Source organism: Muribaculum sp. An289 (genome assembly GCF_002159555.1).
Lineage (GTDB): Bacteria > Bacteroidota > Bacteroidia > Bacteroidales > UBA932 > Merdivivens > Merdivivens faecigallinarum.
The window spans coordinates 1-21123 of the sequence record NZ_NFIV01000012.1 but is presented as its reverse complement, the minus strand read 5'-3'; the positions used below and the strand labels follow the sequence as shown (position 1 = coordinate 21123).

Sequence of the window (21123 nt, the reverse complement as noted above, 5' to 3'; positions counted from 1 at the left end):
ACGAGCGATGGATAAAAATATTTCATTGAATCCTAATAGAATCGTTTCCTATTTGAAAAAATCCTCCGAGGAATTTACCAAGGAGGATATTATCAAATATGTAAAGGAGAATGACATCAAGATGGTAAACTTCATGTATCCGGCGGAAGACGGACGTCTCAAGACCCTGAATTTCGTCATAAACAATGAAGAATACCTTAATACCATTCTTACTTGCGGAGAAAGGGTTGACGGTTCGAGCCTGTTCTCGTTTATCGAAGCAGGAAGCAGCGACTTGTATGTGCTTCCGCGTTTTCGTACGGCTTTCGTCGATCCGTTTGCGGAAATACCTACGGTCACGATGCTCTGCTCTTTCTTCAACAAAGACGGGAAGCCGTTGTCCAGCAGTCCTGAGTATACGCTCAGGAAGGCGTGCGAGGCATTCAAGAATACTACGGGCATGGAGTTTTATGCAATGGGCGAGCTGGAATACTATGTCATCGCAGAGGATGACGGCATGTATCCGGCAAAAGACCAGAAAGGCTACCATGAGTCGGCTCCGTTCTCCAAATTCGGCGATTTCCGCACCCAGTGCATGTACTGCATAGCCTCTACCGGGGCTTCCATCAAGTACGGCCATAACGAGGTCGGGAATTTTACCGAAAAATCGATGATTTATGAGCAGAACGAGATAGAGTTCCTTCCTGTTCCGGCCGAGCAGGCTGCCGATCAGCTTATGCTTGCAAAATGGATAATCAGGAATCTGGGGCACAGTTACGGTTACGAAGTTACTTTCGCTCCTAAGATTACCGAAGGCAAGGCCGGTTCGGGCATGCATATCCACATGAAGATAGTCAAGGACGGTGCCAACAGGATGCTCGACCATGGCAGGCTTTCAGAGGATGCCCGCAAGGCCATAGCCGGTATGATGGTGCTTGCTCCGTCTATCACGGCTTTCGGAAACAAGGTCCCTACCTCGTATTTCCGTCTTGTACCTCATCAGGAAGCTCCTACGAATGTCTGCTGGGGAGACAGGAACCGTTCCGTACTCGTCAGAGTGCCTCTCGGATGGACTGCTGCAAAAGACATGTGCGCAGCCGCCAATCCGTTGGAGAAGGTAAACGATACGGATCATCCGGAAAAACAGACTGTGGAAATGCGTTCGCCGGATGCTTCAGCGGACATTTATCAGTTGCTTGCCAGCCTTTGCGTTGCCGTAAGGACGGGCTTCGAGCTTGATAATGCTCTTGAAATAGCTGAACGCTGCTATGTGGACGTGGACATCCATAAGGATGAGAACAAGGCCAAGGCGGACGCCCTTGAGCATCTTCCTGCCAATTGTTCGGAATCCGCCGACTGTCTGTCCCGTCAGAGGGCATATTACGAGAAATACGGTATCTTCAGCCCTGAGATGATAGACGGCGTAATAGCACGTCTCAAGGCATACAATGACCGCGAACTCGTGGCGAAAGCGAAGAAAGATTCTTCGTTAATGTCCGAAATAGTCGAAACATATTTCCATTGCGGATAATTTTCCGGGATATTTTCCGATGTGATAATTTTCCGGAAATCGAATCGGAAACAAATAAAAGGGAGCGCCTCACCGGTTGCTCCCTTTTATTTGCTGCAATGTGATTTCAGGTATGCGAGCCATTTATAGCAGTGACCGGAACCTTATGGGCCGGCAACGCTTTTTGAGCCATTTGCGCTCGTCCCTTTCGAGGAATCTGCGAAGCTTCGTGTAAACCATGCGGTTGTATGAGTTCAGCCATTTTATTTCATCATCCGATAGCAGGGATTTGTTTATGGCGGCAGTGTCTATGTGGGTGTAAGTGATTGTCTCGAAGCAAAGCCATTTCCCGAATTCGTTTTTTTCGGCTTCCTTGCACAGCAGAAGGTTCTCGTGCCTTATGCCGAATTGCCCTTCGACATAGAGCCCCGGTTCGTCCGATGTAATCATTCCCGGGAGCAGCGGACAATCTACCCAGTTGTGCCTTATGGCCTGCGGGCCTTCATGTACGCACAGTCTGTGCCCTACGCCGTGCCCGGTTCCGTGCCCGAAATCGAGGTGGTTCTGCCAAAGCGGATTGCGGGCGAGGGCATCTATATTGGTCCCTGTCGTCCCTTCCGGGAATCTGGCCCTTGCAAGCGCTATCATGCCTTTCAGGACGAGGGTATAGCCCTTTTTCTCTTTTCTGCTGCACCTTCCCAAAGGGATTGTGCGTGTGATGTCGGTCGTTCCCCATGGGTATTGTCCTCCGGAATCGACAAGGTACAGCCCGCGCGGTCTGAGATACGAGCAGGAGCCTTCCTCTGCACTGTAGTGGGGCAGGGCGGCATTCTCCCCGTATGCGGAGATGGTGGCGAAACTCTCGTCCAGAGCACCCATGTCTTTGCGCAGCCCGTCCAGTTTTCTTGCCGCATCTGTTTCCGAAACTTTTGCAAGTCCTTTTTTCGTGAGTTTCATCTGCCCGTCGAGCCAGATGAAAAATTTTGTCATTGCGACTCCGTCCGATATTGCGGCTTTCTTCATACCGTCGATTTCCGCACTGTTCTTGATTGCTTTTTCCATTGCCATAGGGGAGCGGAGGCATGTTATCCTCTGTGCTCCGAATGAATCGGAGATGCTTTTGTAGAGATGGTAATTGACAGTGCCGGAGTCGGTCATGATGCGTTTCCCTTCTTTAGAAAGCATGTGCAGGTATGTGTCCACGCTTTCGTATGGCTGTAAGCCGATGCCGTCATTGTACAGTTCCTCGATATCGGACTGTGAAAATTTGCCGTTGTCGGCAAATAAGGTGCAACCGTTTTCGGTTACTACCGTATAAGCAAGCAGCAACGGATTGTAATCGATGTCCCCGCCCCTTATGTTCAGAAGCCAGGCTGTCTCGTCTAAGGCCGTGACGAGCATTGCACTGCAATTTTCGGCGGAGATTTTCTCCCTGAGCCATGTGAGTTTCTGTTTTCTTGATTTTCCGGCAAATTTTACCGGCATGGTGCAGGCTGGGGCATCGGGATATTCGGGCCTGTCCTCCCATATTTCAGAGATAAAATCCGGACTGTCAGCGATTTGCCCTCCGTATGGCGTGATGGCGGCTTCGATGGCTTCTACTTCAGTGAAGCTAATGGTGAGGCCGTCGATTCCTACTTTGAATCCAGGCTTTTCCTTTGCTGCCTGGCCGAGCCATTCCGGGATGTATACGGCTCCGGGGATACGGGTTTTGTGCAACTCCATGCCGCTTCCTTCCAGTTCTTTTCCCGCCTGTATGAAATAGCGGCTGTCGGTCCAGAGTCCGGCGTGGGTTTCCGTCACAACTACATCCCCTGCCGAGCCGGTGAACCCGGAAATCCATTCACGTGCCTGCCATCTTGCCGGTACGTATTCATCTGAGTGCGGGTCACTGCCCGAAATGACGGCCGCATCCCATCCGTTTTCCTTCATCAGCCGTCTGAGTGCGGCTATCCTGTCCTTTATCTTGTCCATGCCTTTAAATGTCCATAAGTTTTGAGTAAAAGACAAATTTACGAATAATTTTGTTAAAGTCGGTCTTGTCATAAAAGCACGCCCCGACTTAACTTGGTGATGCTGTTTTCTGTTTATAATCAATGTATTAAAGGTGTGAATATAATTTTTAACTGTGGATTTCATGGGGTTAAGAACCTGCTGGAATCCACAGTGATTTTTCGCTTGGTATTATGCTTATTATTGATTTACAGTGAGTTATAATTACGAAAGCCGAGTCGGGGCGTGCGCGTAAGTAAATGGGGAAATGATGTTTTACTTGGCGTATTCTTCCTTGGTGATGCGCAACGCCTTGATGGCGGCAGGGAAGCCGATGTAAGGCAGGCACTGGATGACGGCGGCGGTCAATGTTTCGGGCGAGTTGCCGGCGTTGATATTGCCGTGATAGTGCGAGTGGAGCTGGCTTTCGGCTCCCAAGGTCGCCAGTATGCAGTAGCCCAACAGCTCGCGTGTCTTCAGGTCAAGTGCGCCACGGCTGTATATGTCGCCGAAAAAATAATCCGTAAGGAACCGTTCCACATCTTTGCCCATGTCACCCGGCATGCCTTCCATTACCGGGGCGATGCCGCTGGGATAGAGCTTGTCCTGAATAGCCTTGCCCGTCTCGTGGCGTGTTTCCTCCGTCACTGTGCCCTGTTTTTCCAACGGCAGGCTGATGCCCCGCTCCTTGAATACCTCATTCACCGTGGTAACGGCGTTCAACATCTTGGGGAAACCGATGAACGGTGCGGTGAGGTACATCACTTCGCGCAGTTCATCTGGGGTGACTCCCACATTGAGTGCCGCCCCGGCGTGGGCTTTCAGTTGCGGGAGGGTCTGCATCGTGGCAAGGGTGATGCAGGTAATCATCTCGCGCTGTTTCAGTGTCAATTCACCCGTCTGGAATACTTCTCCGAAAATGAACTTCTGAAGGATATCCATCATCTCCGGGTCCGTACCCTGTCCGGTAAGGGCTTCGCCGCCGAACAAGGTGTGATAATTCTGCTTGCATGTTTCGATTCTATCCATGGTGTCTATTGTCTGTGCCGTCGCGGACAGGCTCCCTGCCAGCACGAGGGCGATTATACATATTAATTTTTTCATCTCTCTTTTTATATAATTTTACGGAATTTATATAATTTTACGGAATCCACGACCAACAGTATGCCCAACACATCCATCACTGGAAGTATCGCCAAGACGATATTGCTTACTCCTCCAAAGGTTTTCCGCATGTACGATACGCACAACAATCCGATGACAGGAATCAGATAACTGATTGCCATCATAAAGAACAATAAACCGGTCGGTGCCGTGCCCGATGATTCGACAACCATATCGACATTCCAAAACAACGGCATCATGTCTGTCAGGTTGTGCATTGTAAAGCTTACCATGTAATAGGTGTTTTTCTTTATTTTCCTAATCGGTTATATTCTTCGTCGGTCACGGGCTCCAGCCATTCATTGGACGTGTTTTCTCCGGGAACCTCAAAGGCGAGATGCGCGAACCAGCTGTCCGCTGCCGCTCCATGCCAATGCTTTACATTGGCCGGGATGTGGATGACGTCGCCCGGAAGCATCTGTACGGCAGGTTTGCCTTCTTCCTGGTACCAGCCCTTGCCAGCCACGCAGACAAGCATCTGTCCTCCTCCTTTGGTCGCATGGTGGATGTGCCAGTTGTTGCGGCATCCCGGCTCGAAAGTGACATTGCTGAAAGGTATCTGCTCCTTGGATATCGGAGCCAGATAGCTGTTGCCGATGAAATATTTGGCGTAAGCGGTGTTCGGTTCTCCAATCGGGAAAATCATTTCTTGTTGAAAGGCGGCTTTGCCGTCAGCTTCAACCGCCTGTGTAATCTTTTCCTGTGCCATAGTTCCTTGAATGTTTGTCATTGTTGCTACCAATAATAAAAACAGTATTTTTTTCATATTCTTGATTTATTAATTCTTTCTCTAAAAACAGTGCCTTCCAAAAACTGACAGACACTGTCTCCAATTTTTTGATAAAGTCTTCTTTTTTAATAAATAATCTGTTATTTGTACGATTCTTATGCTTCTTTCGTTTTTATCTCCTTGATGGCCTTCGCCGGGACACCGCCCACTACCGTGTTGGCTGCCACGTCTTTCGTCACGACCGATCCGGCCGCCACGACCGCATTGTCGCCGATGGTCACGCCTTGCAGGATAGTCGAGTTCGAGCCGACCCACACATTCTTGCCCAATACTATCGGGGCAGGGTAAGTGTGCTTGCGGTCTTCCGGTGACAGGCCGTGGTTCAGCGTGGCGAATACGACGTTGTGCCCAATCTGGCTTCCGTCGCCGATGACAACGCCTCCATGATCCTGAAAATGACAGCAGGCATTGATGAAGACATTCTCCCCGATGGCGATATTCTTGCCGAAATCCGTGTAGAATGGCGGAAAGACACGCAACGATGAAGGCACATCGTAACCGAATAATTCCGAAAGGAACGCACGGACTTCTGTCGGAGTGTGGTAAGCCGCATTCAGCCGGAAAGTAATGCGGCGTGCGGCATCGCTCATCTCGTCCATAAAGATATGTATCTCTTCGGTGTCGAGAGCCCGGCCTGTTTTTACATAGTCTTTGAATTCATTGATTGTCATGCTATTTTACCAATTGTTTTAAAATTGCCTTTCCGCTTGAGGCTCACCCTCATATCGGTATTTGTTGTTTTGGTGCAAAAATAGCGGTATATGATGCAAAAAGACGTAACTATTTCACGGAGGATTGTGACGGTTTTACTGAAAATAATTTTACTGAAAATAAAAAAAGACGGCCAGATGTCCTGACCGTCCTGTCCTTATATGGAAAAATAGTCTTCTTTACAAGATGCCGTTGGCCCTCAGGCATGCTGCCAAAGCGGTAGCGGTGAAGCCGAGGAAGATAATGGTGGCGAATATGTAAGCCAACACTTTGAGCCTCTTGATCCAAATCATGTTGTTGAAGCCGATGGTCTGGAACGCGCTCCAGAAACCGTGGGTCAGGTGGAACCAGAGTGCGGCGAACCAGACGATGTAAATCACGGTTATCACCGGCGAACCGAAGGTCTGCTCAAGGAGCATGTTAGGATTTTCGGACTCGTTGCCCATCCATTCCTGCAACTGCATGTCGGCCCAGAAGTGTGTAAGGTGGAATACAAGCACTCCCAATACGATGATGCCGAGAACGAACATGTTCTTTGCAGCGAAAGAGTCGGATGCGCCCTTGTGGGAAATTGCATAGCGGGTGTTTCCGCGTGCCTTGAGGTTGCCGAGGGTAAGTATGCTCGCGTATACGATGTGGATTATGAATCCGAGGGCGAGTATCGGCACTATTACTGTAATAATAGGTAATGCCATGAAGTCGCAACCTGCCTGGAACGCTTCCGGACTTATCAACGACAAAGCATTGATGGTTACGTGGATTAACAGGAACAAGATTAAGAATAATCCGCTTATGCTCATTATGAGCTTCTTGCCGATCGATGATTTGAAAATGGTAGCCATATTTTAAATATATTATTATTTATCTTGTTTACGACCTGCAAAGATAAAGTCTAATTTGGAAATTTCATAATATAGAAATAACTTTGTTTGGCATTTTGAGTCGTAAACGTTATGGATTATAAAAGGGTTTTATTGAAACTGAGCGGTGAGAGTCTCGGAGGAAACGATGGCGTAGGTATTGATGAACAGCGTCTTGCGGACTATGCGGCGGAAATCGCGGCGATAGTCTCGGAAGGAAAACAGGTCTCCATAGTGATAGGAGGGGGAAATATTTTCAGAGGCATACAGGGGACCGGGAAAGGTTTCGACCGTGTGGACGGAGACAAGATGGGCATGCTTGCCACAGTAATCAACAGCCTTGCCCTTGCCATGGCCCTGCGTTCCGAAGGCCTGTCCGCAAAGGTTTTCACGGCAACCCCGATGGAGCCCATAGCGAGGTACTACAACAGGGACGAAGCCGTTTCATTTATGGAAAGCGGGGGAGTGGCGATTATCGCGGGCGGTACGGGCAATCCTTTTTTCACGACTGATTCCGGAGCTGCGCTGCGTGCCCTGGAGATACGGGCCGACGTGCTTCTGAAAGGGACCCGGGTGGACGGCGTGTATACGGCCGATCCCGAAAAAGACCCTTCGGCGGTAAAATACGACAGGCTTTCTTTTGCGGAAGCGATGGACAAGGGGCTCAAGGTCATGGATCTTACGGCTTTCGCCCTTTGCAAGGAAGGGAAGATGCCGGTAATCGTTTTCGACATGAATAAAAAAGGCAACCTTCCGGCCGTAGTGCGCGGGGAGAAGGTCGGAACTCTGGTGCTCCCGTAGGCGCCTGCCTGTGCGAGACGACGGTTTTGACAATAATGAATATTTTATTTGAAAATAATTTAAATTTTAGGAGATATGATAGATAAAGCCAAAGAAATCCTTGCGGGCGTAAAGGCGAAAATGTCCGATGCCGCAGTACATCTTGAGGAAGATTTGAAGACCTACCGGGTAGGCAAGGCCAATCCAGCCATATTCAATAATGTAATGATAGACTACTACGGTTCGGCTACGCCGCTGCCTCAGGTGGCTTCGATTACGGTTCCCGATGCAAAGACAATCCTCATACAGCCTTGGGAGAAAAAGATGATCCAGGCGATAGAGAAAGCGATTTTCGATGCCAACATAGGTTTCACCCCTCAGAACAACGGGGAGCAGATACGCTGCAATGTTCCCCCTTTGACAGAAGAAAGGCGCAAGGAACTCATCAAAAAGGCCAAAAGTGCAGGCGAAGAGGCGAAAGTCAGTGTGCGCAATGCGCGCAAGAACGGCATAGACCAGCTGAAGAAGGCCCAGAAAGAAGGCATGCCTGAGGATCTTGTGAAGGATTATGAGCAGAATATCCAGAAAGAGACCGATGCTTTCGTAAAGAAAATAGACGAGATACTTGCAGCGAAAGAAAAGGATATCATGACTGTCTGAATCATGGACAGAAGCAGGTTTGACGGATGGGAGTCCTTCATGGACTGTTCGGGGCTGGCCGTTGTGGCCGGCCCTTGCAGTGCAGAAAGCAGAGAGCAGGTCTTGCGCACGGCGGAGGCCTTAGGCAAGGCAGGCATATCCCTTTTCCGCGCCGGGGTATGGAAACCGCGTACCCGTCCCGGCAATTTTGAAGGGGCGGGGGACTCTGCCCTTCCGTGGCTTGCCGAGGCCCGGGCCGTTACCGGGATGAAGGTGGGAACCGAGGTGGCTTCCGGAAAACATGTGGAGGCCGTACTCGGGGCCGGACTTGATTTCGTTTGGATAGGGGCGCGCACGGTCACGAACCCGTTTTTGGTCCAGGAAATAGCTGATTCCATGAAAGGTGCAGATATTCCCGTTTTCATAAAAAATCCCGTAAATCCAGATCTGGAATTGTGGGCGGGGGCCATTGAACGTATCCGGCATTCCGGTATCGGGAGGATTGCGGCCGTACATCGCGGAGTTACATCCTATTCGCGCATAATTTATCGTAACGACCCTCACTGGCAGATGGCGATTGCGCTGAGGCTGCGTTTCCCGGCACTGCCCATGTTCTGTGACCCGAGCCATATCGCCGGCGACAGGAAATATGTGGGTGAGATAGCGGCAAAGGCCATGGATTTGGATTTCGACGGTCTTTTCATAGAGTCCCACATAGAGCCCAGGGAAGCGTTGAGCGATGCCGCCCAGCAGCTTACCCCGGATGATTTGTCCTCATTGCTTTTGTCCATAAAGCCCAAGGAAAACAGATGTGCAGGTTCCCCTTACAGGGAGAGCATAGACCAGTTGAGGGCGAAAATCGACGAGATAGACGACAGCCTGGTTTCCCTGCTCGCCGAAAGGATGGAAACAAGCGGGAAAATAGGCAGTTACAAGAGACGCGGTTCTATTCCGATATTGCAGGGAAGCAGGTGGGATGCCGTTCTTGAAAGGGTCGTGAAACAGGCTGAAGCGTACGGTCTCGAGACGGGTTTTGTTACTGATGTGTTCAACAGGATACACAGGGCCTCTATAGAACGTCAGGAACATTGCGGCGACGATTGACGAGGATTTCCTCGATGGCCGCGGAAATGGCCTTGGAACATGCCGGGCAGAAATCCTTGCCGAGCATCCCCATTTTACAGTATGCTGAATTTTCCGTTGTTCTGCAAGGAATGTAGGCTGCCGTGCTTCCGTCCGGTCGCAGCAGAGGATATGTGCCGGTTCCCGGAATGCCGGACCACGGAGCATTATCCGGGCTGAGTGTCATGTTCGGAAACTCCCCTATAAATTCTGCAGCAGACCAATATTCGTCGGCAAGCCCTCCTATCGAATGACCCAATTCGTGCAACAGGACTTCTCCGGCCAATGCGTGTCCCGTAACGACTGTAAGGTCTCCTCCGCCTCCGCCGTACTCTTTGGAATTCACGCAGATGCAAATGAAATCCCAGCCGGGCAGTAAGCCGTCCAGTGCCTTTTCACATTTTCCTATGTCTTCGGGAACGAGGAGCCGTCCGATACCGTGGTTCCCGGCCCTGACCTTGAAGAAAGTATTCCGTTCCTCTTCCGGCGAGGAAATCCCGGATTCGTCGGAGACGGTATTGGCCAGAAAAATATTGAAGTCCTCCGTATAATCCGAAAAGGGCGGGGCCGACAGAAAATATTCCGCGAGCCCGCGCCCCAGTTTTCTGAATCCTTCCAGTTCTCCGCTGCGGTATCCTTCGGCCGCGAATACCATGTTGATTGCATGCTCTCCGTTGTACAGCAACGTGTCTATCCGGCATTCCGGCGATAGTCCGGCGCTGTCGGTGGAGGCCACGGCCGTAAAGTCCAGCGCGAAGCAGAGGAAGGCGAGCAGGAACATCGGCAGGTCTCCGCTCCTGTCAGTCCCTGATTGCCTTGATTCCCGGAAGCTCTATGCCTTCGAGATATTCGAGCATCGCTCCGCCTCCGGTCGATACGTAGCTTACCTTGTCGGCAAAACCGAGCTTGTTGATGGCCGCTACTGAATCCCCGCCTCCTACAAGGCTGTAGGCGCCTTTCCCGGTGGCTTCGGCCACGATTCCGGCTATGGCCTCCGTTCCTTTGGCGAAATTAGGGAATTCGAATACTCCCATAGGGCCGTTCCAGAGCAATGTTTTCGAAGAAAGGATGACTTCCCTCCATTTTTCAATGCAGGCAGGGGCTACATCCATTCCAGCCCATCCGTCTTCTATCTCTCCGGCAGGGAAGATGCGTGCCGGGGCGTCGTTGTCGAATTTCTGGGTGGCCACTACATCGGTAGTGAGGTATATTTTGGAGCCTTTCGCCTTGGCCTTGTCGAGGATGCGTTTTGCCGTATCCACAAAATCCTCTTCGTAAAGTGAAGTCCCGATACGTCCTCCTATGGCTTTCTGGAAAGTGAAGGTCATCGCTCCTCCGATAATCATATTGTCGGCTATGTCCACGAGATGTTCGAGTATGCCGATTTTGCTGGAAACCTTCGAGCCTCCGAGAATCACCGTGAGAGGCCTTTCAGGAGAGCCGAGTACCCTGTCTAGGGCCTTGATTTCCCCTTCCATGAGGTATCCGAACATTTTGTCGTGAGGAAAATATGAAGCAATCAGGGCCGTCGATGCATGTGCCCTGTGCGCCGTGCCGAAAGCGTCGTTGATGTAACAGTCTGCGTATGAAGCGAGTTTTGCCGTGAATTTTTTCTGGCTTTCCTTAAGCGCTGCCTTGGCTGCGTTCTTCTCTTCATCGTTGGCGAATTCTCCTCTCGGCTTGCCCTCTTCTTCGGCATAGAAGCGGAGGTTTTCCAACAGAAGCACCTGTCCCGGTTTGAGTCCGGAGGCTTCGCTGTCCGCTTTCTGGCAGTCATCGGCGAACAGTACCGGAACGCCGAGATATTTTTCTATGCAAGGGATGAGATGCCTGAGCGAGTATTTTTCAGAAACGCCTTTCGGCCTCCCGAGGTGGGACATGATGATCAGGGCCCCTCCTCCCGCGAGCACTTTTTTCAAAGTCGGGATTGCTGCCCGTATGCGGGTGTCGTCGGTTATCGTAAAATTGTCGTCCAAAGGGACGTTGAAGTCCACCCTGACAATGGCTTTCTTGCCGGAAAAATCGTAAGTGTCAATGTTTTGCATATTCGAATATTTTTTTCAAAAATAATTTATTATTTGCATTTTCCTGTTTTTTCGATGAAAAATCTTTCCCTCTCGCGGCTCTTTTTTTCAAAGTCCTCGTTTTCGCGGAGTCCCGTGAAAAACGGTCTGTGGTTTACGGCGGCCCTCACCGCTTCGGCTTCCGGCAGCAGGGCCCTGCTTTCGGCGGACAGTGCGTACCCGCAAAAACGTTCCCAGATGATTTTTACCGCAAGGGGAGAGGGGTGTACCATGTCCTCGGCATAATACCGGTAGTCCCTCAATTCGTCATTCATTATTTCGAAGGCGGGAAAATAATGGCAGTTGGTATTGGCGGCACATATCCGTTCGGTGGCGAGCAGCAGTGCCGCCTTGCTGAGCGAGTTGCCGTGCGCCCCGTCCTTGAGGTGTCTTATCGGGCTTACCGTGAAAATCCAGGTCTTGCCGGGAAAATCCGCCGCAATCGCGTTCCATGTCCCCGACGTGTCTTCAGGCTGGAGGAAAAACCGGTCGAATTCTTTCGGATCGTGTCTGAGGCAGTTGGAAACCACCATGTCCCTGCCCTTGTGCCTGTAGGCCCATGATGTGCCGAAGGTGATTATCATGTAATCGGCGGCCTTGAAATGCTCCGAAGCTTTACGGAGCGAGGCATTGGCCCTTTCCAAGAATCTTCCCGGGTCGGTGTCGGCAAAACTCGAATGGTGGTGGAACGAGGAGTAGGCCTTGATTCCGGCCCCTATTTCTTCGATGTCCCTTTCGGTAAACTCTTCGCCGGTATCGAGCCTCTTTATTGCGGCGGCAATGCTTTTCGGATTGTACAGTGTTCCTGTGGGATTGCTGCACACGTTGAAATACAGGGACTTCATGATGACGGCCATTTCGTCCGAAAAGCAGCTGCCGAGCATCATTATCCTGTCTTTGTAGCCTAAGGGACGTTCCATCCGGCCGGTTTCCACGGGTGTCGATGTCTTTGTCATTTCGCTTTGTTTATGTTGTCTTTCAGTTTTTCCAGCCCCGGTCTTTCAAATGCCGTGCCTTTGAAGTGTGCCTTGAATGCTGCATTGTCCATCCTTTCCCAGCCTTCTTTGCCGAGGCTTTCGAGCAGGCCGGCGTTGGTGTAAAATTCGGTGGCGCACAGTCGCGCCCCGTCGTTGTCCGCATTCCTGATTGCCTGTTCTGTGCTGATTGCCTGTTCCGGGCATGGCTGCCGGCTGAAAGGGCAGGCAAGCAGGCATTCTTCACAGCCGAGTACCCAGCCTTTGGTTTCCATGTACTCAGGGATGCGGTCTTTGCTTTCCACGGTATGGTACGAAATGCATTTCGATGCATCGAGCAGGCCGCGGCCTTTCAGGGCGCCGTTTGGGCAGGCTTCGATGCATCTGCCGCAGCCGGCGCAGAAGCCGGGGTTGAAATGCAGCCTGTCGTTCGAGTCGTTCCAGTCCCTCAGTGCTCCTGCCGTCTTCTTGTCAAAAGTTTCGCAGGTCAGTATCTCTCCGATAAGTACCCGTGCTCCGGAGGCTTTGGATATCAGGAAATTGTTTTTTCCTATGGCCCCGAGCCCGCATTTTTCAGCCCAGTACCGTTCCATTACGGGGGCGCTGTCGCAGAAGACCCTGTACCGGCTTCCTGATGGCAGGCAGGTTGCGGCTATGCGCGACAGTCTCTCCTTTATAATATAATGGTAGTCTTTACCGATTGCGAAGCCGGCGTATTTCTCTCCTGACTTTCCGGTGATGCTGTCCGGGTAAGGCATGGTAAAGACCATTATGCTTCTCGCCCCTTCCAGAAGCCCGGCAGGATTTCCCCTCAGCCGGATGTTCCTTCCCATATACTCCATCCCGGCATTGTATCCTTTGGCAAGCCAGTCGGACAATGGTTGCAGTGCGGTTTCGGATACAGGGGCGATGCCCGCACCGGTAAAACCTTCCCTTGTGGCTGTTTCGATTATAAGTCTGGCCGTTTCTGGCATGTCCGTATTATTTTAATTGCAAATTTAAACAGCTTCTAAGATACCGTCTTCATTTTTTTGCTATTTTTGCGCCGGATGAGCGCGAAAGTGCGCTTTTTGATTGATAAATCAATTAAAATTAATATTTTACAGATATGAAACGTATATTGGTAGTAGGAGCCGGCGGGCAAATCGGATCCGAATTGGTTCCGCATCTTCAGAAAGTTTACGGACATGACAATGTGATTGCAGCTGATGTTAAGGACGAAAATGTGACAAAGATGTCCCAGTATGCAAGGTCCATAAAGCTCGATGCCTTGGATGCCCAGGGTTTTCATGATGCAGTGAAAAAGAATGGAATCGATTCCATCATGAACCTTGTCGCCCTTCTTTCGGCGACCGGCGAGAAGAATCCTCAGCTTGCATGGAACATCAACATGGGTGCGCTTCTCAATTCGCTCAACATAGCGAAGGAAGAAAACTGCCTCGTGTTCACCCCGAGTTCGATAGGGGCTTTCGGTCCCAATACGCCTCACAAAGGCACTCCTCAGGATACCGTGATGCGTCCTAATACAATCTATGGAGTATGCAAGGTTTCAGGAGAGCTCCTGAGCGATTACTATCATACACGTTTCGGTGTCGATACGAGAAGCGTGAGGTTCCCTGGCATCATTTCTTACGGGACCCTTCCTGGCGGCGGTACCACCGACTATGCTGTAGAGGTGTTCTACGCACTTGCACAAGGCAAGGACTTCGTATGCCCTGTTCCGGAAGATTCCTATATGGACATGCTTTACATGCCGGATGCTCTGAACGGTGTCGTACAGCTTATGGAAGCGGACCCTGACAAACTCGTACACAGGAATGCATTCAACATAGCTTCGATGAGTTTTACTCCGGTACAGCTTTTCACCGAGATTCGCAAGCATATTCCTGATGCGAAGTTCAGCTTCGATGTAGACCCTGTAAAGGCGGCCATCGCGGATTCATGGCCTGACTATATGGATGACAGCTGCGCCCGCGCGGAGTGGGGCTGGAATCCTGTATGGAACATGGAAAAGATGGTTCCGGACATGATTGAAAAAGTTTCTGCAAAATTCAGAAAATAGTCCCAGTTGCAGTTCTGTTGCAGTTCTGCGACCGTCGTGAAGCGGTTCTCGGTGGCTTCTCGGTGGCGCCGGTCTATGCTGCAACAGTGTCGTATAGGCGGACACAGAAATGGATAAAGAGGCAGGTCGGAAAATTTTTTGTTTCCCGGCCTGCTTTCGCTTTTCTTCCGGAGCAGGCTTTGGAAATTCTTCTTTCTCTGGAAAGTGTCTGTTGCCCTAATAATTGTGAAACTGAAGCAGGCGGGTCATTCCCGGAAACTTTTCGCGATGTTTTCGAGTATGTTGAGGCGGATTTCCAGTGCGGTACTGTCAATGTCGCTGCGCCGTGCCGCTTTCGTCAGATCCTTGTACTTCGCCTTGGTCAGCTTGTACTTCATGTTGCCGTCCATATCGCCTTTGATGTCGATTCCGACCTTGAAAAGTATCGGCGATTCCAGCAGGGAAATATGGTAGTCGAAAGAGGAATCGAGCCGTTGCGTACCTCCTGCGGCAAGCATATACCTGTCCATCGTGAGCACGAAAGGAAAGACTTCCATCACACCGTCCTCAATCGAAAGGTTGACTGCCACGCTGTCTATCAGGTTCCTTTTCTTGTTCTTGAATTTGAGCATTTTGGCTATTTCCGTAAAGGTCTCTCCGTCAAGCAGGGTCAGGTTCCTTCCCTCGATATGTATGCCGCTTCTCAGGGTAGGCAGCGTAAGCCTCATGGTACTGTCGAGCCCGCTTTCGGCCGCAAGGTATACGTCCACATTGCCTTTAAGCGACCTCATCATCGGCACGAGGGTGTCCAGCTGAGGCATCATTGTAATGATACTGTCCACAATCATGTTGTCCATGTTGAGTTCGAAGCCGGCATATCCTTCCGTGCGGGAGCGGGCCGTATACAGGGCTTTTCCGGATATGTGCCGTATGGCATCGCAGGTGAATGAAAGCTCGTCGAGTTTCAGCACTCCCTTCCTTACCGTGATGTCTCCCTTGAAATCTTCGATGTATGTCGAAGCCAGTCTCATGTTGTCAATCCTCGACGTAAACTTCAGGTCTATTTTCCTTGGGATGAAGAACAGCCTGCCCGCCGTCGTTTCCGTAGTGTCGGTTACGGTCAGGGCCATGGTGCTGTCCACGTTGTTGCCGGCAGAAGCGAGTTCGGCCTTCAGCGAATCGTCGGTTTTGAATTTTCCTGCAAGATAATTGGCCCTCAGGAGCTGGTTTACGTTAAGAAAATGCGAATGTATGTTGAGCTCGGCCCTGATAGTATCCCTCCTGAACATTCCGCGCCAGAGATTGGTTATGGCCCCGTTCATTTGCAGGTCCGAGTGCCCGATACGGAACAGCCCCTTGTCGAATTTTATCCCTTCACGGTCGAAAATTACGGTCGCCTTGTCGGCGGCAATCCTGATAGGGAAGGATGGGGTGAACATCCTGAACCCCGTCATGTCCACGGTCCCTCTCGGTACCCAGATGGTTTTTCCTTCCCTTTTGCGCCCGAGGCGTGTGAGCGACAGGTCTATGTCTGCCGAAGTAAGCCCGAATCTGTTCTGTATGTATCTTACCCTTACCGAATCGGCATGGATACGGGCATTCACGCGGGGTATTCTCGGATGGGACGGTACCGGTTCTATGCCGGCCTTGACGGACAGGGCTTTAGCCCCGAGGAAAAGGGTGTCGCGCAGGAAAATCCTGCACAGTCCCGTTTCTATGCCGGCGGATACTGTGGCCACCATGTTGGAATCACGCAGCGGTGAAGTGCTCAGGTCCACGCTGAGCGTGTCGGTGAAAAGACGGAACCCTCTTTTTGCACGGATAAGTACGCTGTCGGCCGAGATGTCCCCCCTGAGGCGGTCTATCCCCTGGAGAGAGGCTTCGTTCCTCATGTTGGAACCGAGTTTCCCGTGGAATCTCATGATATGTACCGAAAGGCTGTCGGAAGGGATGATTACCCTTAATGAGTCCACGCCGAACCGCCCTCCGGCCTTGATTCTTCCGAAGTCCCCGTCGGAGATGGCCTGTGCGCTGAAACCGGCGGCAAGGTTCATGTCTATATAGCCTTTCAAATCGATTCCCGGAGCGAAAGGAAAGATGTCGTACAGCCTTTTCAAATCCACATCGGCCTTGACGAGGCTGAAGAATACAGGGTTTTCAAGAAGTTTTATGAAACGGCCTTTCCCGGAAATGTTTATCCCGCCGCCCTTTACCACGATAGTGTCGAGTTTTACGAACGAGTCTTCTTCCTTATTCGCATCCAGCAGGTATTCGAATCTCATGTCGAGCTCGTCAATCGAGGAAGGCATGCCTTTGTATGCAATGGCCCCGTCCTTGATTAAAAACCGGCCTTCAGCTACAGGAAACCGTCCTTCGGCATATTCGCCCTTGATATTTCCAGAACAGAAAACTTCTCCTTTGACCTTGGCGCTGCCTGCATCCGGAATTATATCCTGTGGTATCATTTCGAGGAGCTCTGTCAGCGAACTTATCTTCAGCCCGTAGTCTATGTCGACAGTGACGCCTCCTCCGTTTTCAAAGATGAGGGTTCCACGTCCTCCGAAACCTATCTCCCCGAACCTTATCCGGGTGTCGGAAAAGCGGCATATCATAGAATCCCTCTTGAAACCGAGCCTCGTTTCTATGCTCGCCTGCTTGTCGTTCATGGCTACGATTCCGCCGGTCCTTGCGGTTATGCTCCCGGCTTTTATCGAGGCCCTGCCTCCGGCTCCCCTTTTGCCCGCACCGCCTTTGAGCGAAATGTCGAGCCCCTTGATGTGAATGAAGTCTCCGGCCTGCCCGTCGTCGTATGAAACGGTCGCCCTTTCGACTTTCAGGTTGCTGCTGCTCAACGAGTTGAAAATCCGGCTGCTGTCGCCGCCTTCATCGCTCTCCTTCATGTTGAACAGTCCGTCCCAATTGTTTCTTCCGGTAGAGTCGGTCTTATATGAAATATACGGGCCGTAGATTCCGAGGTGCTCTATCGCAAGCCTTTTGTGGGACATGTATTTTTTTATGTTTACGGCAACGGCTATCCTGTCGGCCGAAACGAGCCTTTCTCCGGCTGCATTGTCTATCTCGACCGAATCCAGCCTGAAAGCGAGATGCGGGAATGTTGAGAAAACCGAAACATCCGCATCCTTGATGTCAAGCCGTCCGTTCAGATATTCCGCTGACAGGTCCTTGGCCATGCCGATAATTACGGAAGGCTTGAATATGATGTTTATCGCTATTACGGCGGCAATCGTCAAGAAGGCGATTATGCCGACAATCCATAGGAAAATTTTTAAAATCACCCGTTTCATATATGGCACTGTTTTTCGGTTTCAATCCATTCTATCGGGATTCCGCGGCGTTCCATCCCCCGGAACCAGGTCATCTGACGTTTCGCAAACTGGTGTATCGCAATGCGCAGTCTCCCTTTCATTTCCTCATACTCCATCTTCCCCGTCAGGTAAAGGGTTATGAACTTGTATTCGAGCCCGTAATAAATGAGGTTTTCCGGAGGGATGCCGCTTTGCAGCAGCCTTTCCACTTCTTCCACCATGCCTTCGCCGAGCCGTTTTTCGAGCCTGCTGTCGATTCTTGCATTGCGCTCCTCCCTGCTGACGGAAATGCCTGCATATCTGCAATTTTTGGGAAGGAAATGTGTCCTGTCCACAGGGTGCGACTGCTCGTATACGGCTATCTCTATCGCGCGTATGAGCCTTTTCCGCGTATCGTAGTCTGTCGAATTGTGCAGAGTCTTCATGGATGCGAGCATGGCTATGAGGCTGTCCGTATCTTTCTTCTCAAGTTCTTCCCTGAGCGCCGGATCGGGCGGGACTTCCGGGAGCGAGTAACCGCAGGTGGCGGCTTCGATATAGAGTCCGGAACCTCCGCATAGTATCGGGATTCCTCCTTCGCGGAGCACCTTTGAATATTCCCTTTCGAAATCCCTCTGGTATTCGAATATGTTGTATTGGCTTCCTGCATCGGCAATGTCTATCAGGCGGTAAGGTATCTCCCCGTATTCTTCGAGGTCTTTGCCGGTACCGATGTCCATGCCCCTGTATACCTGCCTCGAATCGGCGGAAAGTATCACGGCGCAGCCCTTCCCGCACAGCGAATCGATTTCGCGGGCCACCTTTACGGCGAATCCGGTTTTCCCTGAGGCCGTAGGGCCTATCACGGCAAGCAAATCATACTCCCCGTTACGGAACTGGCCGAGGTAGGACATCGCTATTTCTTTGGCAGACATAATGTAATCTATTAAAATTCAAAGATAATATTTTTGAGGGTTACGAAAAAATTTTAGTGTTCCTTTTCGGCAAGAATTTTGCAAAATATGTTTCCGGGCTGTAAAGTCCTAAAAGGTAAATTTTTCATAAATAAAAGGTTCATGATTTTTGGGGAGGATGTTTCGATGCATCCTCCTTTCTTTTCTTCCTTTCTTTTCCGGATGTGTCTTCCTTTATTTTTGAAAACGGGGCCGTTTTTTGTATTTTTGCACCGATTTATTTCTGGATTTATGGGAAAGGCCAAGAGCAAGGTTGAGATTAAAAATAAGCGGGCCTCTTTCGAGTATGAATTTCTCGAAGGATTTACGGCGGGAATTGTGCTTACCGGTACGGAGATTAAGTCCATCCGGATGGGCAAGGCATCGCTGGTGGACAGTTATTGCTATTTTTCGGGCAACGAACTGTTCGTCAAGAACATGCATGTCGCCGAATACTGGTGGGGGAGCTGGGGGAAGCACGACCCTCGCCGGGACAGGAAACTGCTCCTTACCAGGAAAGAGCTGAGGAAACTGCAACGGGCCGTCAAGGAGAAAGGCCTGACGATAGTGGCCACACGTCTGTTCATTTCTGAAAAAGGCTATGCGAAGCTGCATATAGAACTTGCCCGAGGCAAGCGCGAGTATGACAAACGCCAGGCAATCAAAGAAAAAGATTTGAAGCGTTCCATGGAAATGAACTGACCGGACTGCACTAAGACAGCCCGGCCGGTTTTTCCTTTTATTTAAGTCCGAATGCTTCCTTTATCATGTCTACGGAGTCGAGAAGTTCCCATCCGAAGAACTGTACTTCCTTGACGTATTTTTCTCCGTCAGGCTTGCTGAACTCCACATTTGCCCGATAAGGTTCCCTTCCGAAGTGCCCGTAGGCCGCCGTCGGTTCGTATATCGGATTGAGAAGCTGGAATTTTTCCACTATTGCGGACGGTCTCAGGTCGAAGATTCTGCCTATCATTTCCGCGATTTCGCTGTCGCTCTTTCCTGTTTTCGAGGTTCCGTATGTGTCCACGAAGATGCTGAGCGGCCTTGCCACGCCTATGGCGTATGCTATCTGGACTACCATCCTGTCGGCAACGCCGGCTGCCACCATGTTTTTGGCGATGTACCTTGCGGCGTATGCTGCCGAGCGGTCGACCTTGCTCGAATCTTTACCCGAAAACGCTCCGCCTCCGTGGGCCGCCATTCCTCCGTAGCTGTCCACCACGATTTTCCTGCCCGTAAGGCCGGTGTCCCCGTGCGGGCCTCCGATGACGAATTTCCCGGTAGGGTTTACATGGAGTATGTAGCCGTCTTTGAAGAGTGCTGCGGTCTGCTCCGGAAGGGAGCCGATAAGGCGCGGAAGAAGTACGTTCTCGACATCCTTCCTGATTATCCTCTGCATTTCCGCATCATCGTCCTTGATGAATTCGTCATGCTGGGTCGATATCACTATGGTATGTACGCGCAGCGGTTTCCCGTCTTCCGAATATTCGACGGTGAACTGGGACTTGGCGTCCGGGCGGAGGTATTTCATCTCGTTGCCTTCCCTCCGGATTTGCGCCAGGATGCGAAGTGCCTGATGCGACAGGGCTATCGGCAGAGGCATGTACTCGGCGGTTTCCGTGCAGGCGTAACCGAACATCATGCCCTGGTCTCCGGCACCCTGTTCCTGCTCGTCCCTGGCTACGACACCCCTGTTGATGTCGGGGCTCTGCTCATGCAGGGCCGAGAGTATTCCGCATGAATATGCGTCGAACATGTATTCCGCCTTGTTGTAGCCTATCCGGTTTATGACCCTTCTGGCCACGCTCTGTATGTCCACGTATGCTTCAGACCTGACTTCGCCTCCGATTACGACGAGGCCGGTGGTGCAGAATGTTTCGCAAGCCACTTTCGAGTTAGGGTCCTGTCTTAAAAATTCATCGAGTATCGCGTCGGAAATCTGGTCCGCGACTTTGTCCGGGTGCCCTTCAGACACCGATTCGGATGTAAAAAGATATGCCATAATCTATACCTATAATATTATAAAAAAATTAAAGCGCCCTTATCGTAAAAATAAGGCCGCTTGAAAATCCTTTTCGCATGACGATGTGCGCTCATCGCGGACATCCCCCGTTTTAGCATTTTTTACCGTGGTTGCAAGCAGCCAAATCTGTCCACATTCAGGCATATTCTGCCTCAAAAACGCGGCAAAGGTAGGCATTCCTGTGATATTTGCAAATATTTTTACGGGAAAATCAAGA

At 50.9% G+C, this 21123-nt stretch carries 19 protein-coding genes and 1 pseudogene; 6 read left to right on the top strand and 14 right to left on the bottom strand.

Going from position 1 to position 21123, the window contains the following annotated elements; translation table 11 throughout:
* Positions 1 to 7: 7 nt before the first annotated feature.
* Positions 8 to 1510 (top strand): glutamine synthetase family protein, encoded by a 1503-nt coding sequence (locus tag B5F83_RS09015; RefSeq protein ID WP_087279909.1) that lies wholly within the window; start codon positions 8 to 10, stop codon positions 1508 to 1510.
* Between the two features lie 123 nt (positions 1511 to 1633).
* On the opposite strand, the gene B5F83_RS09010 is transcribed toward B5F83_RS09015, so the two are convergent.
* The 6 genes and pseudogenes from B5F83_RS09010 to B5F83_RS08985 form a co-directional block, all read right to left on the bottom strand.
* The gene (locus B5F83_RS09010) at positions 1634 to 3463 is read right to left on the bottom strand and encodes an aminopeptidase P family N-terminal domain-containing protein (RefSeq protein WP_158094206.1); all 1830 of its coding nucleotides are present in this window, start codon (positions 3461 to 3463) and stop codon (positions 1634 to 1636) included.
* A 294-nt stretch (positions 3464 to 3757) separates the two neighbouring features.
* Positions 3758 to 4585: a carboxymuconolactone decarboxylase family protein gene (locus tag B5F83_RS09005; protein WP_087279902.1), complete on the bottom strand. Its 828-nt coding sequence runs from the start codon at positions 4583 to 4585 to the stop codon at positions 3758 to 3760.
* An 8-nt stretch (positions 4586 to 4593) separates the two neighbouring features.
* Positions 4594 to 4878, bottom strand: coding sequence for a hypothetical protein (locus tag B5F83_RS09000; RefSeq protein ID WP_143822516.1), 285 nt, complete (start codon positions 4876 to 4878; stop codon positions 4594 to 4596).
* 17 nt (positions 4879 to 4895) lie between these two features.
* Positions 4896 to 5312, bottom strand: a pseudogene (locus B5F83_RS08995) (cupin domain-containing protein); the annotation flags it as partial.
* 218 nt (positions 5313 to 5530) lie between these two features.
* Complete coding sequence (locus B5F83_RS08990; RefSeq protein ID WP_087279896.1) at positions 5531 to 6106, bottom strand: sugar O-acetyltransferase; 576 nt, start codon at positions 6104 to 6106, stop codon at positions 5531 to 5533.
* A 219-nt stretch (positions 6107 to 6325) separates the two neighbouring features.
* Positions 6326 to 6988, bottom strand: a complete 663-nt coding sequence (locus B5F83_RS08985; protein ID WP_087279893.1) for a succinate dehydrogenase cytochrome b subunit — start codon at positions 6986 to 6988, stop codon at positions 6326 to 6328.
* A gap of 111 nt (positions 6989 to 7099) precedes the next feature.
* On the opposite strand from B5F83_RS08985, the gene pyrH reads away from it, so the two are divergent.
* The 3 genes from pyrH to B5F83_RS08970 all read left to right on the top strand — a co-directional run bounded on the left by pyrH (position 7100) and on the right by B5F83_RS08970 (position 9529).
* A complete protein-coding gene (pyrH, locus tag B5F83_RS08980; RefSeq protein WP_087279890.1) occupies positions 7100 to 7807 on the top strand; it encodes a UMP kinase in 708 nt (235 codons plus the stop codon).
* A gap of 75 nt (positions 7808 to 7882) precedes the next feature.
* Positions 7883 to 8446: a ribosome recycling factor gene (frr, locus tag B5F83_RS08975; RefSeq protein ID WP_087279887.1), complete on the top strand. Its 564-nt coding sequence runs from the start codon at positions 7883 to 7885 to the stop codon at positions 8444 to 8446.
* 3 nt (positions 8447 to 8449) lie between these two features.
* Positions 8450 to 9529, top strand: coding sequence for a chorismate mutase (locus B5F83_RS08970; RefSeq protein WP_239383854.1), 1080 nt, complete (start codon positions 8450 to 8452; stop codon positions 9527 to 9529).
* On the opposite strand, the gene B5F83_RS08965 is transcribed toward B5F83_RS08970, so the two are convergent.
* The 4 genes from B5F83_RS08965 to B5F83_RS08950 are packed head-to-tail and all read right to left on the bottom strand — an operon-like array spanning position 9495 to position 13558.
* Positions 9495 to 10328, bottom strand: coding sequence for a M64 family metallopeptidase (locus tag B5F83_RS08965; protein ID WP_087279884.1), 834 nt, complete (start codon positions 10326 to 10328; stop codon positions 9495 to 9497). The genes B5F83_RS08970 and B5F83_RS08965 overlap by 35 nt on opposite strands.
* A gap of 19 nt (positions 10329 to 10347) precedes the next feature.
* Complete coding sequence (locus tag B5F83_RS08960; protein WP_087279881.1) at positions 10348 to 11592, bottom strand: phosphoglycerate kinase; 1245 nt, start codon at positions 11590 to 11592, stop codon at positions 10348 to 10350.
* A gap of 29 nt (positions 11593 to 11621) precedes the next feature.
* Positions 11622 to 12566, bottom strand: coding sequence for a GSCFA domain-containing protein (locus tag B5F83_RS08955; RefSeq protein WP_087279878.1), 945 nt, complete (start codon positions 12564 to 12566; stop codon positions 11622 to 11624).
* Positions 12563 to 13558: a QueG-associated DUF1730 domain-containing protein gene (locus tag B5F83_RS08950; protein WP_087279875.1), complete on the bottom strand. Its 996-nt coding sequence runs from the start codon at positions 13556 to 13558 to the stop codon at positions 12563 to 12565. The genes B5F83_RS08955 and B5F83_RS08950 overlap by 4 nt, the downstream gene beginning before the upstream one ends.
* Before the next feature lie 134 nt (positions 13559 to 13692).
* On the opposite strand from B5F83_RS08950, the gene B5F83_RS08945 reads away from it, so the two are divergent.
* Positions 13693 to 14646, top strand: a complete 954-nt coding sequence (locus tag B5F83_RS08945; RefSeq protein ID WP_087279872.1) for an NAD-dependent epimerase/dehydratase family protein — start codon at positions 13693 to 13695, stop codon at positions 14644 to 14646.
* A gap of 245 nt (positions 14647 to 14891) precedes the next feature.
* Here the strand turns inward: B5F83_RS08945 and B5F83_RS08940 are convergent, their stop codons facing one another.
* Positions 14892 to 17930: an AsmA family protein gene (locus B5F83_RS08940; protein WP_087279870.1), complete on the bottom strand. Its 3039-nt coding sequence runs from the start codon at positions 17928 to 17930 to the stop codon at positions 14892 to 14894.
* Positions 17927 to 18865, bottom strand: a complete 939-nt coding sequence (miaA, locus tag B5F83_RS08935) for a tRNA (adenosine(37)-N6)-dimethylallyltransferase MiaA (RefSeq protein WP_239383853.1) — start codon at positions 18863 to 18865, stop codon at positions 17927 to 17929. The genes B5F83_RS08940 and miaA overlap by 4 nt, the downstream gene beginning before the upstream one ends.
* A gap of 270 nt (positions 18866 to 19135) precedes the next feature.
* Here miaA and smpB point away from each other — a divergent pair, with 270 nt between their 5' ends.
* Entirely contained in the window at positions 19136 to 19585 is a 450-nt protein-coding gene (gene smpB, locus B5F83_RS08930) for an SsrA-binding protein SmpB (protein ID WP_087279867.1), read from the top strand.
* A gap of 37 nt (positions 19586 to 19622) precedes the next feature.
* Here the strand turns inward: smpB and metK are convergent, their stop codons facing one another.
* Both metK and B5F83_RS10720 read right to left on the bottom strand, forming a co-directional pair.
* Complete coding sequence (gene metK / locus B5F83_RS08925; protein ID WP_087279864.1) at positions 19623 to 20885, bottom strand: methionine adenosyltransferase; 1263 nt, start codon at positions 20883 to 20885, stop codon at positions 19623 to 19625.
* A 39-nt stretch (positions 20886 to 20924) separates the two neighbouring features.
* The coding region (locus B5F83_RS10720) for a hypothetical protein (protein ID WP_204207371.1) at positions 20925 to 21123 on the bottom strand (199 nt) is incomplete at its 5' end.

Bases quoted from the DNA above. Each gene is read 5' to 3' on its own strand.
- B5F83_RS09015 (WP_087279909.1), top strand. From the start codon at position 8: ATGGATAAAAATATTTCATTGAATCCTAATAGAATCGTTTCCTATTTG.
- B5F83_RS09010 (WP_158094206.1), bottom strand. From the start codon at position 3,463: ATGGACAAGATAAAGGACAGGATAGCCGCACTCAGACGGCTGATGAAG.
- B5F83_RS09005 (WP_087279902.1), bottom strand. From the start codon at position 4,585: ATGAAAAAATTAATATGTATAATCGCCCTCGTGCTGGCAGGGAGCCTG.
- B5F83_RS09000 (WP_143822516.1), bottom strand. From the start codon at position 4,878: ATGGTAAGCTTTACAATGCACAACCTGACAGACATGATGCCGTTGTTT.
- B5F83_RS08990 (WP_087279896.1), bottom strand. From the start codon at position 6,106: ATGACAATCAATGAATTCAAAGACTATGTAAAAACAGGCCGGGCTCTC.
- B5F83_RS08985 (WP_087279893.1), bottom strand. From the start codon at position 6,988: ATGGCTACCATTTTCAAATCATCGATCGGCAAGAAGCTCATAATGAGC.
- pyrH (WP_087279890.1), top strand. From the start codon at position 7,100: ATGGATTATAAAAGGGTTTTATTGAAACTGAGCGGTGAGAGTCTCGGA.
- frr (WP_087279887.1), top strand. From the start codon at position 7,883: ATGATAGATAAAGCCAAAGAAATCCTTGCGGGCGTAAAGGCGAAAATG.
- B5F83_RS08970 (WP_239383854.1), top strand. From the start codon at position 8,450: ATGGACAGAAGCAGGTTTGACGGATGGGAGTCCTTCATGGACTGTTCG.
- B5F83_RS08965 (WP_087279884.1), bottom strand. From the start codon at position 10,328: ATGTTCCTGCTCGCCTTCCTCTGCTTCGCGCTGGACTTTACGGCCGTG.
- B5F83_RS08960 (WP_087279881.1), bottom strand. From the start codon at position 11,592: ATGCAAAACATTGACACTTACGATTTTTCCGGCAAGAAAGCCATTGTC.
- B5F83_RS08955 (WP_087279878.1), bottom strand. From the start codon at position 12,566: ATGACAAAGACATCGACACCCGTGGAAACCGGCCGGATGGAACGTCCC.
- B5F83_RS08950 (WP_087279875.1), bottom strand. From the start codon at position 13,558: ATGCCAGAAACGGCCAGACTTATAATCGAAACAGCCACAAGGGAAGGT.
- B5F83_RS08945 (WP_087279872.1), top strand. From the start codon at position 13,693: ATGAAACGTATATTGGTAGTAGGAGCCGGCGGGCAAATCGGATCCGAA.
- B5F83_RS08940 (WP_087279870.1), bottom strand. From the start codon at position 17,930: ATGAAACGGGTGATTTTAAAAATTTTCCTATGGATTGTCGGCATAATC.
- miaA (WP_239383853.1), bottom strand. From the start codon at position 18,865: ATGTCTGCCAAAGAAATAGCGATGTCCTACCTCGGCCAGTTCCGTAAC.
- smpB (WP_087279867.1), top strand. From the start codon at position 19,136: ATGGGAAAGGCCAAGAGCAAGGTTGAGATTAAAAATAAGCGGGCCTCT.
- metK (WP_087279864.1), bottom strand. From the start codon at position 20,885: ATGGCATATCTTTTTACATCCGAATCGGTGTCTGAAGGGCACCCGGAC.